17 protein-coding genes and 1 tRNA gene are annotated in these 18,057 nt (G+C 60.2%); 6 read left to right on the forward strand and 12 right to left on the reverse strand.

The genetic code is table 11. The features are described 5' to 3' along the window. Position 1 precedes the first annotated feature (1 nt). A complete protein-coding gene (gene purD, locus NET03_RS00800; protein WP_252126987.1) occupies positions 2–1,324 on the forward strand; it encodes a phosphoribosylamine--glycine ligase in 1,323 nt (440 codons plus the stop codon). On the opposite strand, the gene NET03_RS00805 is transcribed toward purD, so the two are convergent. The 6 genes from NET03_RS00805 to NET03_RS00830 form a co-directional block, all read right to left on the reverse strand. Then, complete coding sequence (locus NET03_RS00805) at positions 1,287–2,021, reverse strand: response regulator (protein WP_252126988.1); 735 nt, start codon at positions 2,019–2,021, stop codon at positions 1,287–1,289. The genes purD and NET03_RS00805 overlap by 38 nt on opposite strands. A gap of 148 nt (positions 2,022–2,169) precedes the next feature. Further along, positions 2,170–2,700: an NUDIX hydrolase gene (locus tag NET03_RS00810; protein WP_252126989.1), complete on the reverse strand. Its 531-nt coding sequence runs from the start codon at positions 2,698–2,700 to the stop codon at positions 2,170–2,172. A 519-nt stretch (positions 2,701–3,219) separates the two neighbouring features. Beyond that, positions 3,220–3,293: transfer RNA gene (locus NET03_RS00815), tRNA-Cys, on the reverse strand. Positions 3,294–3,728: 435 nt separating this feature from the next. After that, a complete protein-coding gene (ade, locus tag NET03_RS00820; RefSeq protein WP_252126990.1) occupies positions 3,729–5,438 on the reverse strand; it encodes an adenine deaminase in 1,710 nt (569 codons plus the stop codon). Positions 5,439–5,451: 13 nt separating this feature from the next. Next, a complete protein-coding gene (locus tag NET03_RS00825) occupies positions 5,452–5,925 on the reverse strand; it encodes a hypothetical protein (protein ID WP_252126991.1) in 474 nt (157 codons plus the stop codon). Continuing rightward, positions 5,912–6,325 (reverse strand): helix-turn-helix domain-containing protein, encoded by a 414-nt coding sequence (locus NET03_RS00830; RefSeq protein WP_252126992.1) that lies wholly within the window; start codon positions 6,323–6,325, stop codon positions 5,912–5,914. The genes NET03_RS00825 and NET03_RS00830 overlap by 14 nt, the downstream gene beginning before the upstream one ends. A gap of 77 nt (positions 6,326–6,402) precedes the next feature. Here NET03_RS00830 and NET03_RS00835 point away from each other — a divergent pair, with 77 nt between their 5' ends. Beyond that, positions 6,403–7,227 (forward strand): BtpA/SgcQ family protein, encoded by an 825-nt coding sequence (locus tag NET03_RS00835; RefSeq protein ID WP_252126993.1) that lies wholly within the window; start codon positions 6,403–6,405, stop codon positions 7,225–7,227. A 150-nt stretch (positions 7,228–7,377) separates the two neighbouring features. Here the strand turns inward: NET03_RS00835 and recJ are convergent, their stop codons facing one another. Beyond that, positions 7,378–9,063, reverse strand: coding sequence for a single-stranded-DNA-specific exonuclease RecJ (gene recJ / locus NET03_RS00840; RefSeq protein ID WP_252126994.1), 1,686 nt, complete (start codon positions 9,061–9,063; stop codon positions 7,378–7,380). Between the two features lie 112 nt (positions 9,064–9,175). Further along, on the reverse strand, positions 9,176–9,904 hold the full coding sequence (locus tag NET03_RS00845) for a metal-dependent transcriptional regulator (protein ID WP_252126995.1): 729 nt from the start codon (positions 9,902–9,904) through the stop codon (positions 9,176–9,178). Positions 9,905–9,994: 90 nt separating this feature from the next. On the opposite strand from NET03_RS00845, the gene NET03_RS00850 reads away from it, so the two are divergent. Beyond that, positions 9,995–10,927 carry a metallophosphoesterase gene (locus NET03_RS00850; RefSeq protein WP_252126996.1) on the forward strand — a complete coding sequence of 311 codons (933 nt, stop codon included), beginning with the start codon at positions 9,995–9,997 and terminating at the stop codon, positions 10,925–10,927. Positions 10,928–10,955: 28 nt separating this feature from the next. After that, entirely contained in the window at positions 10,956–12,044 is a 1,089-nt protein-coding gene (locus NET03_RS00855) for a DUF1786 domain-containing protein (protein WP_252126997.1), read from the forward strand. Here the strand turns inward: NET03_RS00855 and NET03_RS00860 are convergent. After that, positions 12,041–13,075, reverse strand: coding sequence for a polyprenyl synthetase family protein (locus NET03_RS00860; protein ID WP_252126998.1), 1,035 nt, complete (start codon positions 13,073–13,075; stop codon positions 12,041–12,043). The two genes, NET03_RS00855 and NET03_RS00860, sit on opposite strands and share 4 nt — an antisense overlap. A gap of 155 nt (positions 13,076–13,230) precedes the next feature. Between NET03_RS00860 and NET03_RS00865 the strand changes: the two genes are divergently transcribed. Both NET03_RS00865 and NET03_RS00870 read left to right on the forward strand, forming a co-directional pair. Beyond that, positions 13,231–13,926: a zinc metallopeptidase gene (locus NET03_RS00865; RefSeq protein WP_252126999.1), complete on the forward strand. Its 696-nt coding sequence runs from the start codon at positions 13,231–13,233 to the stop codon at positions 13,924–13,926. A gap of 134 nt (positions 13,927–14,060) precedes the next feature. Next, on the forward strand, positions 14,061–14,525 hold the full coding sequence (locus tag NET03_RS00870; protein WP_252127000.1) for a DinB family protein: 465 nt from the start codon (positions 14,061–14,063) through the stop codon (positions 14,523–14,525). Positions 14,526–14,611: 86 nt separating this feature from the next. Here NET03_RS00870 and clpX read toward each other — a convergent pair whose 3' ends face one another. Genes clpX through tig form a run of 3 tightly spaced genes read right to left on the reverse strand, consistent with a single transcriptional unit; the run spans position 14,612 to position 18,056 of the window. Then, positions 14,612–15,883, reverse strand: a complete 1,272-nt coding sequence (gene clpX, locus NET03_RS00875) for an ATP-dependent Clp protease ATP-binding subunit ClpX (RefSeq protein WP_252127001.1) — start codon at positions 15,881–15,883, stop codon at positions 14,612–14,614. 29 nt (positions 15,884–15,912) lie between these two features. Further along, a complete protein-coding gene (locus NET03_RS00880; protein ID WP_286207012.1) occupies positions 15,913–16,530 on the reverse strand; it encodes an ATP-dependent Clp protease proteolytic subunit in 618 nt (205 codons plus the stop codon). Between the two features lie 17 nt (positions 16,531–16,547). Continuing rightward, entirely contained in the window at positions 16,548–18,056 is a 1,509-nt protein-coding gene (gene tig, locus NET03_RS00885; protein ID WP_252127002.1) for a trigger factor, read from the reverse strand. Position 18,057: the final 1 nt, after the last annotated feature.

An 18,057-nucleotide genomic window follows, 5' to 3' on the forward strand; every position in this document is an offset into this window, starting at 1 on the left:
TATGGCTCGACGAGGCTTGACCGTTCTGGTCGTCGGGAGCGGCGGACGCGAGCACGCGCTGGTTTGGGCGTTACAGCGCTCCCCGTCCGTAGAGCGCGTACTCGTCGCACCAGGGAATGGCGGAACTGCCGCGATCGCGGAGAACTTACCTATCCCGGCAACCGATATTCCAGCGCTGGTCGCTACAGCGCGTGACTATCGTGTTGATCTGACGGTCGTTGGCCCGGAGGAACCTCTCGCGCGTGGCCTCGCGGATGCCTTTCAAGAGGCTGGACTCCTAGTCTTCGGTCCAACAGCGGCGGCGGCGCGGATCGAGGCGAGCAAAGCATGGGCAAAAGACGTCATGCGAGCAGCGGGCGTGCCCACTGCCCACGCGACCATCGTGACTGCGCTCGAAGAAGCTCTCAGCGTACTAGATACGATGCGATTCCCCCTCGTCATCAAGGCCTCGGGACTCGCTGCCGGCAAGGGTGCGGTCGTTGTCAACAACCGCGTCGAGGCAGAACGCGTCCTGCACTGGATGCTCGTCGAACGCGGTCTTGGACCTGCTGCCGACCAGGTCCTGCTCGAGGAGTACTTAGCAGGTCGCGAGGTTTCGTTCCTCGCCGTGACGGACGGAACGACGGTGGTGCCACTCCAACCCGCTCGCGACTATAAGCGGCTTGGGGACGGTGATACCGGTCCGAACACCGGTGGCATGGGTGCGTATGCTCCAGTCCCCGAAGTAACTCCAGAACTCCAACGTGAGATCCTCGAAAGGATCATCCATCCGACTCTGACAGAATTGGCACGGCGCGGCATAACCTACCGTGGAGTCCTTTACGCCGGTCTCATGCTGACTGAGCGAGGTCCCGCAGTACTGGAGTTCAACTGCCGGTTCGGTGACCCGGAGACCCAGGTCATTCTTCCTTTACTCGAGAGCAGTTTGGCCGACCTGCTCCTCGCCGCTGCGCGTGGCGAGCTCCACAGCGTGGCTTCATTACGCTGGCATCCAGGCGTGAGCGTTACAGTCGCCCTTGCCTCGGGAGGCTACCCTGGTTCCTATGCTACGGGGTACCCCATTGAGGGGCTTGATGCGCTCCCCGCTGAAGTGCTCGTGTTCCATGCTGGCACACGGCGAGAGAACGGACGAATTGTGACTGCGGGGGGGCGAGTTCTCAATGTCACCGCAGTCGCCCCGACGTTTGCAGCAGCGCGCGAACGCGTCTACGCAGCGATCGAGCACATCCGCTTCCCTGGAATGACTTACCGTCGAGATATTGCCTTGGCAGAAGTCGCGTCGGCCATCAAGCCGACAGTGCCACCGACGACCGGGACGGCGTGATTGCTACCCACCCGTGCCGCACCGCTGCCAGGATCGCATCCACGCGATCCTGAGCACCGAGCTTGCGCAAGATCGACGTCATGTGGTTCTTCACGGTCTGCTCGGTGATAAAGAGTGCCTCAGCAATCTCCTTGTTCGACATCCCTTGGGTGACACAGTCAAGAACTTGAAGTTCTCGCACTGATAGCGCAGTCTCCGGAGACTCGGATGTTGTTTCTCCGGAAACGTAGCGCTGCAACTCCCCCAGCACACGACGCGCCAGGTCCGGCTTTTCCAAAATCTGGTGTGGCAAGCGGTCTTCACCAGCTGCAACCGCTTCGACGACCGCCAGGATCTCGCGCGGCTCGCTGTCCTTGGCAAGAAACGCGGCTGCGCCAACCCGGAGCGCACCGAGTAGCCAGTGTTCCGCCTGATCTGCAGAAAGAAGGACCACTGCGAGCTTGGGCAGTTGCCGCTTCAACAAGCGTGCGACATAAAGGCCGTTAATCCCGGGCAAACGCACATCGACCAAGGCCACGTCCGGGTGATGAAGTTCCGCACGCTGCACCGCCTCATGCCCAGAAGCTGCTTCTGCTACCACCCGGAATCGTCCATGCTGATCCAACAATTGCCGCAGCGCGAAACGAAACAACGGGTGATCATCGACGACCAGTACCCGCACGACCCCCTGCCGCTTGCCAGAACCGTTGCACCGCATCGCCACGCACCCCCTCTTAGAAACCTCGCTATGAGTTTCCACTACAGGAGATGATTCGACGATGCGGAATTGGTCACACACTAGGAATCACCAGTCCTAGGATGGTGAGTACTGATGCCGCATGTACGTACTATGCCTAGCAGGCACATCAGCGCAGTTGCCACCCGAAGTACCCAAGTAGCCCAATGAGGCTCTTCGCATCGCTGATCTCCCCACGCGCTATTGCGAGACGCGCCTCATCTGTTGTCAGCTCCACGACACTCAGGCGCTCGTCCGCTGCTGGGCGCGGTTGACTCAACTCGAGTTCCTCGGCAACGAACACAACCAGCTCCTCATCGGTCCACCCGGGACTCACCGCGAAACGAACCAACTCTCGTAACACTCCTGCACGGTACCCGGTCTCTTCTTCGAGTTCTCGACGCGCACACACCTCCGGCGACTCTCCTGGTTCCAAGGTGCCCGCCGGGAGCTCGAGCGACATCCGTCCAATGGCGTGGCGATATTGCCGAACGAGAACCACCCGTCCGTCACCCTTCACCGCAAGGACCGCGACTGCCCCAGGGTGATGCACGATCTCACGGACCCGTCGTTGTCCATCCGAGAGAACAACGTCATCACGGTACACCGTGATCAGCCGGCCCGCAAAGACAACTTCCCGATGAAGCAACTGTTCCTGCATGGCACATTGCTCCTCTTCCGACCAATCGACAAGTTGACACCGCACGCTTCTCCATACTCTTTGGCAAGGTCGAACGCTCCGCCTCTTCGCTTTCAGAAGGATGCCGGAAGGGTCTGCCGTGGCGCCGCAGGTGCTGAACCTCACCGTGTAGCGCTGGGTAGAGGCCCGGAGTTCAGCGTGGCTCCACCACAGGCATCATCGGTTGCACAGCCCCGGGGACGCAATGTGCCACGTGCACGAAGCCATCCTGGGCTATTTCCTATGACCGCGAATCAGCGCACCTACTGCCTCGATGTGTACCCTGGGGGATCGGAAGACACCAAGCAGCAAAACAGCATACTGTCATCTGAGTGTAACCCCTACGCGACGAGCGCAGGAGTTCACCATTCTCGTACGCCGCCGGTAAGGCATTCCGTACTCACAGGTTCACGCAGTGTCGGGAACGTGACCGACTGGGGTAACCGATCACGCGGGGGACCAGGTCACAAAACCGGTAAGAGTGGTTCAAAGAGCTAACGGAGGCGCCGGGCGGATTCGAACCGCCGAATCGCGGTTTTGCAGACCGCTGCCTTAGGCCGCTTGGCTACGGCGCCCTTCATTTCCCTGTGGATAGTATAGCACTGCCCCACCTGTCAGCGCTGCCCCTACAGAGGTATGGACCATTCTCGGCGCTCACGAATCGCCTGCTCCCCACCTGAACCCACTGCAATCGCACACGTGAGGATCAATCCAGTCCGACCCACACGATGCCCCACTTCTCTAGAGCAAGCCCCCTTCGTGTCGGTTGCTCCATCCATTGCCCTGAATTTCGTCGAAAAGCTGCACTTTGAGTCGACTTAATGCACCGTCACTTCCGTCTCGATACCCCTGGGAAGCCCACATGTCGAAATGAGCTGAGACGGGAACACTTTCATTCCTGCATGTGATCCTTACGGCTTCGCTCGGCACGTGGGCACAACCTCGCTTCCAGGCGCGCGACGGAAGCACTCGAAATTTCGTCATGGCACACACACGCTTTCACAACTCCGCTAGCGAAGGATAACCAGCCCTCGATCGGTTACGCGCGCTTCGGGAATCACTGAAAGGGCCATAAACGAGAGTAGAGCGAACGGAGCGGGTACCGTGCTCCCGAGCTCGCGCGCAACCTGCTCGACGGCCTCGTATTGCGCAGCCACCACCTCCAAGGGTTCCGGCGACAGGATGCCCGCTACCGGTAAGGCCAGTTGCGCGCGCACCTCCCCAGCAACGACGGCAGCCAGACCACCCCGCATCGCCGCGATCGTCTCGATGGTCCGCAGGATGTCCGCATCATCAACGCCGACCACAACGATGTTGTGCGCATCGTGGGCAATCGACGAGCCGATCGCCCCACGCTTCAAGCCAAAACCGCGAACCAGCCCCACACCGATCTGTCCCGTCGCTCGGTGTCGTTCCACAACGACAAGTTTCAGAAGATCCCGATCCGGATCCGCTTGCACCTCTCCATCCCGGACTGACGGTTCTACTTCGATGGCCCGCGTGACAATCTGGCCTGGAATCGCCTCCACGGCGACCATGCGGGTGGCTGCCGGAATACGCAGCTGCGCCGGCTCGACCGGCGCGATGTGCACGGTGTCGAGAAGCCACGCAGGAATTGCTCGCTCGACCGTGAAGCGTGCTTTTCCGTCTTCTGCAACAACGTCGCCACGGAACAGTACGAGCGAGGGCCGGATGTCGTCAAGGCGCTCGAAGACTACCAGATTGGCCCAGTACCCCGGCGCCACTAAGCCATATCCATCGAGTCCCCAGTACTCGGCGGTATTCAGGGTAGCCAGGCGGATCGCTCGAATCGGGTCGAGTCCAGCCGCGATAGCCTTCCGTACGATCGCATCCACGTGACCGTCATGGAGCAGCGTCGCGCAGTCGCGATCGTCGCTGGCGAAGCAGCACTGTGGGTAGGTTGCGTCGGTCACTAGGGGAAGGAGCTCCAGCAAGTTATGCTCCGTGGAGCCCTCACGGATCATGATGCGCAGCCCACGACGCAGCTTCTCGCGTGCTTCTTCCAGCCGCGTTGACTCATGATCTGAGCCCATACCCGAAGCGATATACGCATTCAAACGATGCCCGCGCAAGCCCGGTGCATGCCCATCGCGACGCCGTGCTGGCAAGCTCAACTTCTCGTAGATCTCTGTATCTCCCGCAAGGACACCGGGGAAGTTCATCATCTCACCAAGCGCGACGGCATTGGGAAGCGCAAGCCCTTCCCGGATCGTCGCTGCGTCCATGACCGCTCCAGCACTTTCGTACGGGCTCGCTGGCACACAGGAGGGAATGGTAAAAAAGACATCTAGCGGAAACGCCGCGGATGCCTCAGCCAAGGCCCGAATGCCAGGTAGACCGACCACGTTCGCAATTTCGTGCGGATCGGTCACCACCGCTCCAGTACCATGCGGGACGACAGCTCGCGCGAACTGGTCAATCCACAAAAGTGAACTTTCTACATGCACGTGTCCATCGATAAAGGACGGTGCCAGATAGGCGCCAGCGAGATCGATTTCCCGCTCACCGGCAGGATAGTCTCCGACACCCGCAATTCGTCCATAGACGATCGCGACATCGGCTTCTTCGATCTCTCCGCTCGCCACGTTGACGACGCGCGCGTGCCGCAGGACGAGATCTGCCGGCTCCTCTCCCAACGCCACGCGAAGCAGTCGTCGCCACTGCTCGAGTGCCAATCCCTCGATCCCTAGACTCACCATGGCGATCCTCCTCTCAGTCGAGGAGCCGTGCCTCGATCCGCGTCAGCAACTCATCCAACTGCTCCAAGAGCGACGACACCACGTCGGGCAACATGCTACCAGCACTAAACGGGATCTCAGTACTCAGGCGTACCCCGACACCGTGCTCCTGTTCGTCCCACCAGGCATCCGAGAGTAGCTCTTCGCCAGGGGCAAGTGGTGCACTCCGAATCGTCTCGACAAGGCGTGTGAGCGTCATGCGTGCCAGACGCTCTCTGATCATCCGTCGTCTCTCATCCTCTTCGTCGAAGAAGAGACCAGGTGAGACGTCCCACACCTCGACCAGATACCCGTCCGAACCGATGCGGACATCAACTCTTCCAGCCTCGGTATCGCAGGCCACGAGCCAGCGGCCGTCTTCACTATAGAGTGGATATGCCCAAAATCCAGCGGCCCGAAGCACCTGAACGACCGGTTCTAAGGCAGCTCGTGTGTCACACCTCGTCATCGTCCGCCCTCACCCTGTCATCTGCGAGGAGACGCCGAGCGACCTCAGCAAGCGCCTCTACTTGCTCTCGTACGTGGGCAGGCAAATCGGCTTGCGCCATCAGTATTACCCCTGGCCGAAGTTCCCAGCGATACCAGACCGTCGCCTGAAGATCTAGGCTTTCACTTACCCGCGTCAGCTCGGATCGAATCTCCTCCAAACCCAGTCGGCGTGCACGCAGTTGTTGGATGACCTTGAGCCGCTGGAGATGGGCGGTACCATACCGGGCAGTCGGTCCGCGCCCCACAGGTGGTGGCAGCAACCCGCGCGCTACATAGTAGCGGATCCGGCGTGGCGGCACGCCAGAGCGCTCAGCGAGTTCCTGAATGCTCATCGCTCGTTGGTTCGCGTCCACTCGCATGAAGCACCCGTCACCTTTGCCTGTATGAAGTATGCTCGCTATCAGGCCGACAATCGTCATGAAGGGTGAAGGTATCGATGGAGAAGCACAAGACGGACTTTTGGCAGTCGCCCTTCCTGCTCGTCGGTGTCGTCCATCTTTTACCCCTACCAGGAACTCCACGCTTCACCGGCTCGTTGGTGACCGTTCGTGAGCGCGCGCTCCGAGACGCTGAGGCGTACGTGCGTGGTGGTGCACACGCACTGCTCATCGAGAACTTTGGCGATGTTCCCTTCCGCAAGGAGCGTGTCGAACCCCATGTGATCGCTGCAATGGCACTCATTGTCGAGGACATTCGCCGAGCAACCGGGTTGCCAATCGGTGTGAATGTCCTTCGGAACGATGCACTGGCTGCACTCGGGATCGCCGCGGCCACAGGAGCCCGCTTCATTCGCGTCAACGTCCACGTCGGTGCGATGCTGACTGATCAAGGAATCATCGAGGGGAAGGCCGATGAGACGCTGCGCTACCGGACATTGCTTGGCGCATCTGTCCAAATCTGGGCCGACGTTCATGTCAAGCACGGTACCCCTCTCACTCCACAGCCACTCGAGGAAGCGGCGGTCGAAACGGTCGAGCGTGGACTTGCCGACGCGCTCATCGTCACCGGGTCATCCACGGGGCAACCTCCGCGCCTTGAGCACGCCACCAGTATTCGGCAGAAGCTTCCAGGTGTCCCACTTCTTCTCGGCAGCGGTATCACGCCGCAGAACGTCGCATCGTTTCTTCGCGTGGCGAATGGGGCCATTGTTGGGACGTGGGTGAAGGTGGAAGGGATAGTCCACAACCCGGTCGACGAGCATCGTGTTCGCCAACTCGTCCAAACGATCGCGACGCTCGTCCCCATCCGCCATGCTGGATGAAGGCAATCCGAATGCCCTGTGCGCTCGAGGCCTCCATACCCTGCGAGACAAGAGAGAAATCATGCGTCGAGGAAATCCGCCGTGGCCGCTTCGGTTACCGTCGTGCCACAACCCAGGAGTGCCACAATGAGTGAACTTCTCGGATTCACCTCACTGTGTGGGCCGGATATCAATGACATCCAATTCCACTCGGTCTTGACCATTCCAGGAAGTCCGTCGAAGCGTGAACGCGATGTCAATCCGGCCCATGCGACGCAGCCGCTCGTATTCTTCGCCACCTTCAAACCACACTGCCTGCCGTATCGTACCGTCCCCCGCCACAACCGTAAACCGCAAGTGACGGCCATCCTGAGTTCGCCAGACATCCACTGCTGACACGTTGCGTAGGAGACACCGTGGTACCGGATTCCCATGGCCAAACGGTTCCAAGCGGGAGAGCATCTCCCATGTATCAAGCGAGATCTGAAAAGGATGGAGTTCGAGATCGAGGTCGAGCGGCAGCGCTGGTTCGCGATCACCAAATGCCTCCGAAGCCAATTGCAGAAGGCGAGCCTCGAGTTCGGCAATCCGTTCGGTCGGGAGCGTCAATCCTGCCGCCGCGCTGTGTCCACCATGATCGAGCAAAAGATCCCGGCAGCGCTCCAATGCTGCCGAAATATCGAATCCATCCACACTTCGCGCCGAGCCGCGACTGACGTCTTCACTCTGAGAAAGGAGGACAACAGGTCGCGCATATCGACTGACAAGCTTACTCGCTGCCAACCCAACAAGTCCCACATGCCAGGCTTCGTCGGCCAACACGAGGACAGGAGGGAGCGTGGAGCGGACGCGAAGATGCTGTTCTGCCTGGCGGAGCATCTGCTCAATGGCGCGCTGACGCGCCGCGTTCAATTCGGAAAGCCGCCGTGCTAGTCGCTGAGCATGATCGACGTCCTCTGCTAAGAGCAGGTCGAGCGCCAGCTGCGGATCATCCATCCTCCCGGCCGCGTTCAGCCGTGGTCCGAGCACATATCCGCAGTGCCAACTCGTAATGCGACGCTCGCGGTCGCTGCCTAGACCAGCAACGGCCGCGAGGACTCGCAGACCGATCGGCGCTGAGTCCCAGAACCGCTCGAGGCCGGAGGCGACCAGCGTCCGGTTTGTCTCAACCAACGGTACGACATCAGCGACCGTCCCAAGCGCGACAAGCGGAAGATACCGTGCAGCAGCACGATCGCCCAAGAGCGCACGCGCGAATTGGTAGGCCACTCCAACCGCCGCCAACGTTCGAAACACAGGGGGCGCATCCGGCCGCTTGACGGAGACGAAAACGAGATCTTCTGGCCAATCCAGACGATGCACATCGTGGTGATCGAGCACAATGACCGGAATGCCGGCTTTCTGGACAGCACACAGTGCGTCCCAGTCCCCTGTCCCACAATCGACAGTGACAAGCAGGGAGGGGTTCTGCTCCACGATGCGTGGGACATGGTGAGGATGAAATCCGTATCCGTCGTGTAATCGATGGGGGACAATTGGTTTCACCACGAGGCCGAGTTCCCGGAAAACGAACGTCAAGAGCGCGGTCGCGGTCAGCCCATCGACGTCGTAATCGCCAAAGACCACGACCGGTCGGGACGATTGGCGGATCGCCTGGATCAGCAGGACGGCCCGCTGCAAATCCGGCAGCCCCCTTGGATCAGGCAAATCGTCATGTCGCGGGGAGAGAAACCGTTGCGCCGCATCCCGGTCACGGATGCCACGGCGATAGAGTACCGCACTGAGCAATGGATGCTCCGTCAGGGACCACGCGACATCGGCAAGTGCGTCTGGCTCGCGCCAGCGATAACGAGACATGGCACCGGTCCTCACGACGGAATGTCGGGGGCCACGGGCGCTATCAAGAAGAACGCCCAGTAGACAAGGACCGTGGCCTCTCTCGTCCTCGTGGAGATCACAGCCCCTTGCGTCACACTCGTCTCCGCTCGAGCTGTGCATCAGAGTCAGGAGCTTTGTCGACGGCCACAAAGATTGCGCGTGTCAGGGGCGTGCCAACGTAGTGCTCCTGGGTGCCCACGCGGATACGCAAGGGGCCTTCGAACGGTAGACGTTCGAGGACTTCTACCCGCATGCCTGGTCGGATGCCAAGTTCGGCAAGATAGCGTAGTTGGGCACGATCGTGATCCGCAACGTGAAGCACCTCAACTGACTGTCCCGGTGACACGTCCTCTAATCGCACGCAGGGGCGTTCCGGCAAGGAGCCGTCACTACGAGGGATCGGATGACCATGGGGATCAGCGGTGGGGAAGCCGAGTCGTGCGTCGATCCAGGATTCGAGCTCCTCAGATAGCCCATGCTCGAGCCGATCCGCCTCCTCGTGAACTGCATCCCATGGGTACCCAAGAAGCTCGGTCAGAAAGAGCTCGAGGAGACGATGATGCCGAATTACTTCCAGTGCCACGTCGCGCCCGCGATCTGTCAAGCGCACACCGCGGTACGGCTGATGCTCGACCAAATGCAGTGCGGCCAGACGCTTCAGCATATTTGTCACTGAGGGACTCTGCACACCGAGCCGCTCGGCAATCGCCTGCGTGGTGACCCGTCCCTCCTCGCGTTCAAGTGCGAAGATGACCTTCAGGTAGTCCTCCATGGCATGCGTGATCGGCAACCGGCCCCCGGATCGTCTTTGCTGCCGCACTGGTACACTCCCTGCGACCTGCGCCCAATGCGGGCGCGAACTCCAAGTCAAGCCAAGTATACGTTGAACACTTGTTCGAAGGACAGTGCAGTGACCTCAAAGAATCTCCCACCGAGGCGAGTGATTCCGTGGGTGAGTGCGCTCGGTCTCCTTATGCTCGCGCGCACCAGTCTTGAGCCGCGACGACTACAGTTTCGCATCATCCGTATCAGTCTTCCGCGGATCGACGCCCTCCCGACTAGCCTCCGCCTTGCCTTCCTTACCGATTTCCATATCGGCGGCCCTGGTCCAAGTACTGCCCTCACGCATGCGGCATTTGAGCAGCTCCGTGCTTGGAAGCCCGATATCGTCCTCCTGGGCGGCGACTACTTCGACCAGGGACGTATTATCCCGACGACCGCATTCGATACCCTTACCCTGTTTCCCCGTGTTTACGCAGTTCTTGGGAATCACGACCACCGACGTGGCCCTGAGAACGCGTCCGCAATCGCGCGTTTCCTTGCATCCCGGGGCGCCGTTGTTCTCCAGAACGAGCGACTCCATGTGACAGTCGAACGAGACCACCGCGTCATGACGGTCGAACTCGTCGGTCTGGACGATCCCTACACTGGCCTCGATGATCCAAGTTTGCTGGCAAATCCACCCGGTGCCGTTCCCCGTATCCTACTCGCACACGCACCACTGCTTCTTGACCGTATCCCTCTTGGGTGCGCCGATCTGGCACTCTTCGGTCACACCCACTGGGGTCAAATCCGGCTCACACCTTCCGGGCAGATCGGACCCCTCGATGCGGCTTGGTACCTTGACCGAATGAGACGGAAGCCGCACTCACGACTGCAACGCGGCTGGTTCTGGGAACGCGGTATGCTCGCCTACGTGAGTGCAGGGATCGGCTTGACACAACTGCCATTCCGCCTCTTCGCGCCCCCCGAAGTGCTCCTTCTCGAGTTCGATGCAGAGGCCACGGATCCATGCTGGCCATGCGACGATCCCCGACGATTCGTTCGAGTGGCAAACTCGTAGTAACCTGGCGAACCCGGGGAGGCAAGCGATGGAGAATCCGGTTCGGATTTTGGCGATCGATGCCGGCGCCGGAACACAGGACATCGTTCTTTACGAGTCGAACCGGACCCCCGAAAACTGTGTCAAACTCGTCCTGCCGTCGCAGACTCAGATCGTCGCGGAACGAATCCGCGCGATCACGATCCGAGGAAACCCACTCTATCTCGCCGGGACAGTGATGGGTGGCGGAGCAAGTAGCGACGCCATCCGGGCCCATCTCGCCGCCGGCCTTCCTGTGAGCGCACATCCTGATGCTGCTCGGACGTTGCACAACGATCTCGAGCGTGTCCGCTCTCTGGGTATCGAGCTCACTGAAGTCCCGCCTCTCGGAGCGGAGGTCGTCTGGCTCGGCGATGTGGACGTCGTGGCTCTGACGACAGCGCTCCGCCTTTTTGAGGTCGAACCACCAGCACTTTGGGCAATCGCCGTGCAGGATCACGGCTATGACGAGCACGAGGCGGCACACGAGTACCGCTACCAGTTCCTGCGTGATCTTCTTGTCCAAACGAACGATGTGCGTTTCCTTGCCTTCCGCACGCCTCCTTCGTATCTCCTCCGGATGCGAGCAGTTCAGCGACTCGTCCCTGGTTGCGTCCTCATGGATACAGGGCCCGCTGCTGTCCTCGGTGCGCTCTGCGATCCAGTAGTCTGGCGTGCCGCTCGACATGAGGGAGCTGTCGTCGTCAATGTCGGAAACATGCACACCTTCGCTGTTGCCGTTCGTGGTGTCCAAATTTATGGGTTATTCGAACACCACACGGGTGGAATCACTTCGCAGGTTCTCCAGGAACTCGTTGATGCGCTCCAGTTCGGACGCCTCACGCACGACCGGGTCATCCATCTTGGTGGACATGGCGCGGTGCTTACTGCCGAGTACAGGCGAGCAGCACCGTTCCCCTTCGTGGCCATCACCGGACCAAACCGCTCCCTCGCACGATCCCTCGGCTGGTACGAGGCGGCCCCCTATGGCGACATGATGGTGACCGGTGCCTACGGATTGGTCGAAGCGACACTTCGGTTGCTCGAGCAGGAGACTGGCAGGAAACAGCCAACCCTGCTGCCACAGGCCGACAGTTAGGCTTCCCGCACAGCGAGCCGCTCCACGATTTCATGCAGCGGTGCAGTGCGCTCGGCCGGCAAGCCAAGTTCGCCGAGACAAGCCAGCGCTTCACAGTGGAGGCGCCGAACCGTTTCCTGCATCGCCGCTTCAACACCATACTGCGTAAGCAGCGTCAGCAGTCTCTCCACAGTTGCAGGGTCGAGGTCCTGTTCCTGGCGCCATGCGCACTGAATCCACGCCCGGTCATCCGGACTCGCTCGCTCGAGGAGGAGTAGGATTGGGAGGCTTTTCTTCCGACGTCGCAAATCATCACCACGCGCCTTTCCGGTCTGCGACGGATCGCCCCACACGCCCAGATAATCGTCTTGTACCTGGAAGCCGAGTCCAAGCGCGCGACCAAAGTTCGCGAATCGTTCGGCGAGCTCGCTGGATGCTCCGGCCACCATCGCGCCTGCCCAGGCAGCATAGGCGGTGAGTGCAGCCGTTTTGCGCTCGATCATTTGAAAGTACTCGTCTTTCGTCACCGCGTCGCACGATTCGAAGCTCAGATCCAAGACTTGCCCTTCAACAATCCGGAGTGTGGTCTCGTTGAGTCGAGACAGGAGTTCCATCCCCCGTGTTGCTTCGAGCTGTGACGCTGCCTCCAACGCCGCGAGTTGGCTTAGGGCAAACAGCGCATCACCGGCATTGATCCCCTGGGCATCACCCCACAATGCCCACACCGTCGGTCGGTGCCGACGCGTCAGACTGCGGTCTTGGATATCATCATGAATGAGCGTGAAGTTGTGAAGGAGTTCGATTGCCGCTGCAATCCACGCAGCCTGCTGGGGCGTACCGCCAGCAGCGGTGCAAGCCCGGAGGCAGAGCAGCGGCCGGAAGCGTTTACCGGAGCTTACTCCTGTCGGTTGAAACCGCTCATCGAGCCAACCAAGATGATAAGCGAGGACGCGGTAGATCGGGAGACTCCCTTCGACAGCAGGAAATCGCGCTGCCTGCCGCTCCACAATCGCTCGCATCGCGTCCTCAACGACCTGTATCTCCGACTCCATACGGTGATCCTCCATCCCTATTATTCAGCCCCAACGTTTGCAAACGTCATGGGTCATACTTTATAGTGATTACCGTGATCGTCACACACCGGAGCTGGCCAAACCTCTCGACGGGCAGCTCCGGTGTGGGACGGTCGAATGGTGGAGGGTGAACCATGTTTATCATTGATCCAATGTACTTTGTCTTCCTCGCTCCCGCGCTGATCCTGATGCTCTATGCACAATGGCGCGTCCGCTCCACAGTTGGCAAGTACGGGCAGGTGCCGAACGGACGCAGCCTGACTGGGGCCCAAGTGGCGCGGCTCATCTTAGACAATAACGGACTCTACGACGTGCCCGTGGAACTGACACCGGGTGAACTGACCGACCACTATGATCCGCTGCGGCGCGTCGTTCGGCTCTCTGAGCCAGTCTACTACGGACGTTCAGTCGCGGCGCTAGGGATCGCTGCCCACGAGACGGGGCACGCGATTCAGCACAAAGTCGGATACCTGCCCTTGCAGCTGCGGACAGCCATTGTCCCGGTCGTCACCTTTGGAACAAACATTGGCTGGATCTTGATTCTGGCTGGCATCGTGATCGGACTGACAGGTCTTGCATGGGCCGGAGTCGCACTCTTTGCAGCCGGCACGCTTTTCGCGTTACTCACCTTGCCGGTTGAGTTCGATGCAAGCCGCCGAGCACTACAAGCGCTGACGACGATGGGACTCGTCGATCGCACGGAACTCGCTCAAAGCCGTGAGACGCTTAATGCCGCAGCACTTACCTACGTCGCTGGCCTCTTGATGGCGCTGATGCAGTTGCTGTACTGGGTGAGCGTCGTGAGCGGCATGCAACGGCGGAGCGAGTGACACCCAGGCATACGAGAGGTTCGGCGCTCGGGTATGCCCGAGCGCCGTTCTGTTTCACGGCGCTCTTGCGGGCCCTCGGCATGGTAGGCTCGGTGTGTCACCGCGGGGGATCTCGGAACTGAAGGGAGGGAGTCATGACAATCGACATTATGGAGCGGCGAGCGATTCTGCAGGATATCCAAAGTGCGTGGGTAGAGCTCCGTAACGCAATTCGCAGTCTCACCGAACACGAGATCGTGGAAACTGGCTCTTGGGGCACGCACTCCATCAAAGATTTGATGGCCCACATTGCAACGTGGGAGCGAGTGTTGATCCAGCGCATCCAAGCGCTGGAAGAAGGGCGGGAGCCACCCACCATAGAAGATATCGACGTCTTCAATGAGGAAGACATTCGCCGCAACGAGCAGCTCTCTCTGCGTGAGGTGTGGGATCGCTTCTTGGGAACGCACGAGAAGCTACTCGAGATCTTGGAGCGGACGCCCGTCTTGACACGAGAGCTTGTTGCTCCCGACACGTATGAGCATTACCGGGAGCATCTCCAAGATATTCTGGAGTACGAAAAGCGACGCTCGCCGAGCCGACGCCTTAAGAAGGAGTAACCGCGCTTTAAGCGGTACCAACCCTCTCGCAAAACCCAACGGGCCGGGTAAGTCTCCCGGCCCGTCCTCACATATCCATTCCTCGTTCAAGCACTCTGCTCGTACCGGAATTCAATCGGTTCGTCATTCGCAGCTAAGAGGAGCGGCGGCCGACGCCGGTAGATGACATCAGCGGTGATGACACACTTGCGGACACCCTGCATTGAGGGAAGTTCGTACATCACGTCAAGGAGCACTTCTTCAAGCGTAGTCCGCAGTCCGCGGGCACCAGTCCCTCGCCGTTCCGCCAGATCTGCAGTGGCGTGGAGCGCTTCTGGTGTGAAAATCAGTTCGACATGGTCCAGTGCGAAGATCTTTTGGTACTGCTTGACGATCGCGTTCTTCGGCTCTACCAGGATCCGTACGAGATCGTCATGAGTGAGCGGGTCCAGCGCCGCCACGACCGGCAGCCGGCCGATAAATTCGGGGATAAGGCCGAACTTCAGGAGATCATCTGGGATAACCTGATGGAGCACGTTCTCCTCACGGCCATCGTGCTTTGCCCGCTTGCCAAAGCCGATCGTCGAGTCCTTCCCAATACGACGCCGGACGATCTCATCCAAGCCCTCGAAGGCGCCACCGCAGATGAAGAGGATGTTGCGCGTATCGATCTGAATGTACTCTTGGTGAGGATGTTTCCGGCCACCGTGTGGTGGGACATTGGCGATCGTCCCCTCGAGGATCTTCAGAAGCGCCTGCTGGACTCCTTCTCCCGAGACATCGCGCGTGATCGAAGGACTATCGCTCTTCCGCGCGATCTTATCGATCTCATCGATATAGATAATGCCTGTCTGTGCCCGCTGGACGTCACCACCGGCTGCCTGGATCAGCCGGAGCAAGATGTTCTCTACATCCTCCCCAACGTATCCGGCCTCGGTGAGCGTCGTGGCATCCGAGATGGAGAAGGGGACGTCAAGCAACTTCGCGAGCGTCTGCGCCAGCAGCGTCTTGCCGCTCCCTGTTGGGCCAATCAGAAGAATATTGCTCTTCTGAAGCTCCACGTCGCTCTCGTCACCCAACAGGATCCGCTTGTAGTGATTGTAGACAGCGACCGAGAGAACCTTTTTGGCACGTTCCTGCCCAATGACATACTGGCTGAGTTGCTCGTACAGCTGCTTCGGCGTCGGGATCTGCGTCAACGTGGGGGCAGGACGCCGCGGTGGCGCCTCTTCCTGGATGATCTCCTGGCAGAGCTGGACGCACTCATCGCAGATGTAGACACCGTTCGGGCCGGCGATGAGTCGCCGAACCTCCTCTTGGCTCTTGCCACAGAATGAACAGCGGTAAAAGACCCGTCCCCCACGTGTGGTCATTCCCATCGCCCCTTCTCCACCGTCGTGTCCGCCTCCTAGGCCCGCTGCAACTTTACTGGCTCAAGCACCTGATCGACGATCCCATATTCCTTGGCCTCGTATGCGCTCATGAAGTAATCCCGCTCGGTGTCCCGCTTCACACGCTCGAATGGCTGACCGGTGTGGAAGGCCAGGAGTTCGGTCAGCATCGTTGTCAGGTTCAGTGTCTCACGCGCCTGGATCTCGATATCTGGCACCGAACCGCGGAAGCCAGACGTCCCTTGATGGATCAGCACCCGTGAATGCGGCAGTGCGAAGCGCTTCCCCTTTGCGCCCGCGGCGAGCAGAACCGCTGCCATGCTCGCACCGAGTCCAACGCAGTAGGTCGCCACATCCGGCTCAATCATCTGCATCGTGTCGTAGATCGCGAGCCCAGCGTACACAAGGCCACCAGGACTGTTGATGTACAGCTTGATATCAGCCTCCGGATTCTCATGCGCCAAGAAGAGCATCTGGGCAATCACCGCATTCGCCACTTGATCATCGATTGGCGTGCCCAGGAAGATAATGCGGTCACGAAGCAGCCGAGAATAGATGTCGTACGCACGCTCTCCTCGGCTGGTCGTTTCAATCACCATGGGAATGACAAGTTCGGGTCGGATGTCGCGCTCCATGATGCCTCCTCGCCGTTTTAGGCTTGTTCGCTACTTTCCGTCGTCTCAGTTTGAGTATCCTCGGCATTCACTGCAGTCTCCGTCCCGGGTACCGACTCCTCACTCCGTGCTGGCGTACCGACGGAGCCACCGGTTCCCTCGCCCTCGGTCACCGGCTCTTCCGCTTCTCCCGTCAAGAGAGCCGCGGCTTCACCAACCACCGGCCCGCGACCCTCGGTGACCAACTCAAGGAGTCGCTCACTCACCTTCCGTTCATGGAGTTCATCGGCCAGATAATTCCGGATCGACGGCACATTGTAGACCGCCCGGTACTCCTCCGGACGGCCACTCGCCACCGCCAGCCGTTCGATCTCCTCTTCGAGCTCCTCTTCGGTGACCGAGATTCCCTCGGCTTGCGCGAAGGCCTCAAGTACAACAAAGCGGCGCAACCGCTGCTCTGCCTCCGGTCGGAGCTCCTGCGCGAATTCCTCCAACGTCTTTCCTTGAAAGCGCAAGAATTCCTCGAGACTGCTCCCTTGCTGCCGCAACCGTTCTCGTAATCGTTCCAGATCAGCTGCAACTTGCCGGTCAATGAGTGCGGGCGGAATCTCGACCTTTGCGACCTCCAAGAGCCGCTCCACCGCGGCTTGAAGCACCTCCGCTCGCGCCGCCTGGGCCTTCTGGCGCAAGAGATCACGGCGAACCCGTTCGCGGAGCTCCGCGAGCGACTGCACGCCAAAGGACTGCGCGAACGCATCATCAAGTTCCGGAAGTTCGCGTTCCTTCACCTCGTGCAAGACCACCCGATAGTGGAGCGTCTTGCCACGGAGCTCTGGATTGACGCGCTCGTTGTCTTCAGCGAAGGCGATATCGAACTCAGTCTGGCCACCGGGCAGGAGCGAGCGAATCGCCTGGTCGATCTCGGCGAACAGGTTGCTTTCGCCAAGCACGAAGGTCGCATTGCGGAGCGGCTCCTGGAACGGCTGCTCGCCTTCATATGCCTCGATGTCCACAACAACTTGATCCCCGTCCCGCGGGTACCGAGGCTCGGCCGGCGTTCGCCAAACCGCCTGGCCACGCCGGAGCCCCTCGATGACCTGCTCGATCTCTTCATCTGTCACGGTCACTTCTCGAGGATCGACCCGAATCTCACGATACCCGTCCAGCTCCGCTTGTGGATAGACCTGGACTTCGACCCGGAACGCAAGCGGCTCATCCTGGTAGATCTCGACTTCCGGATCGGAGACGGGGACGAGCTGGTGCTGTTGGAGCGCCTCGCGATACAGCCGATCCATCAACTCCCGTTGTGCCTCCGCGACGATCAGTTCTCGCCCGACTCGCCGCTCCACAAGAGCGCGCGGAGCTCGTCCCGGACGAAAGCCGGGCACCTGCACTTGTTGGCTGATCCGCCGGAGCGCCCGTTCAAGTGCCGCGCGGAACTCCTCCTCATCTGCCGCAATATCAAGTCGCACCGTGCTCTGCGGCAGACGCTCGACCGTGACCTTCACCAGCGCCCCTCCCTGTCCATCGACACGATCCACTCTCATC

This window comes from Thermomicrobium sp. CFH 73360, from assembly GCF_023806465.1.
Classification (GTDB): Bacteria; Chloroflexota; Chloroflexia; order Thermomicrobiales; family Thermomicrobiaceae; genus Thermomicrobium.

Coding starts and splice junctions, on each gene's coding strand:
- purD (WP_252126987.1), top strand. CDS start 2: ATGGCTCGACGAGGCTTGACCGTTCTGGTCGTCGGGAGCGGCGGACGC.
- NET03_RS00805 (WP_252126988.1), bottom strand. CDS start 2,021: ATGCGGTGCAACGGTTCTGGCAAGCGGCAGGGGGTCGTGCGGGTACTG.
- NET03_RS00810 (WP_252126989.1), bottom strand. CDS start 2,700: ATGCAGGAACAGTTGCTTCATCGGGAAGTTGTCTTTGCGGGCCGGCTG.
- ade (WP_252126990.1), bottom strand. CDS start 5,438: ATGGTGAGTCTAGGGATCGAGGGATTGGCACTCGAGCAGTGGCGACGA.
- NET03_RS00825 (WP_252126991.1), bottom strand. CDS start 5,925: ATGACGAGGTGTGACACACGAGCTGCCTTAGAACCGGTCGTTCAGGTG.
- NET03_RS00830 (WP_252126992.1), bottom strand. CDS start 6,325: ATGCGAGTGGACGCGAACCAACGAGCGATGAGCATTCAGGAACTCGCT.
- NET03_RS00835 (WP_252126993.1), top strand. CDS start 6,403: ATGGAGAAGCACAAGACGGACTTTTGGCAGTCGCCCTTCCTGCTCGTC.
- recJ (WP_252126994.1), bottom strand. CDS start 9,063: ATGTCTCGTTATCGCTGGCGCGAGCCAGACGCACTTGCCGATGTCGCG.
- NET03_RS00855 (WP_252126997.1), top strand. CDS start 10,956: ATGGAGAATCCGGTTCGGATTTTGGCGATCGATGCCGGCGCCGGAACA.
- NET03_RS00860 (WP_252126998.1), bottom strand. CDS start 13,075: ATGGAGTCGGAGATACAGGTCGTTGAGGACGCGATGCGAGCGATTGTG.
- NET03_RS00865 (WP_252126999.1), top strand. CDS start 13,231: ATGTTTATCATTGATCCAATGTACTTTGTCTTCCTCGCTCCCGCGCTG.
- NET03_RS00870 (WP_252127000.1), top strand. CDS start 14,061: ATGACAATCGACATTATGGAGCGGCGAGCGATTCTGCAGGATATCCAA.
- clpX (WP_252127001.1), bottom strand. CDS start 15,883: ATGGGAATGACCACACGTGGGGGACGGGTCTTTTACCGCTGTTCATTC.
- NET03_RS00880 (WP_286207012.1), bottom strand. CDS start 16,530: ATGGAGCGCGACATCCGACCCGAACTTGTCATTCCCATGGTGATTGAA.
- tig (WP_252127002.1), bottom strand. CDS start 18,056: ATGAGAGTGGATCGTGTCGATGGACAGGGAGGGGCGCTGGTGAAGGTC.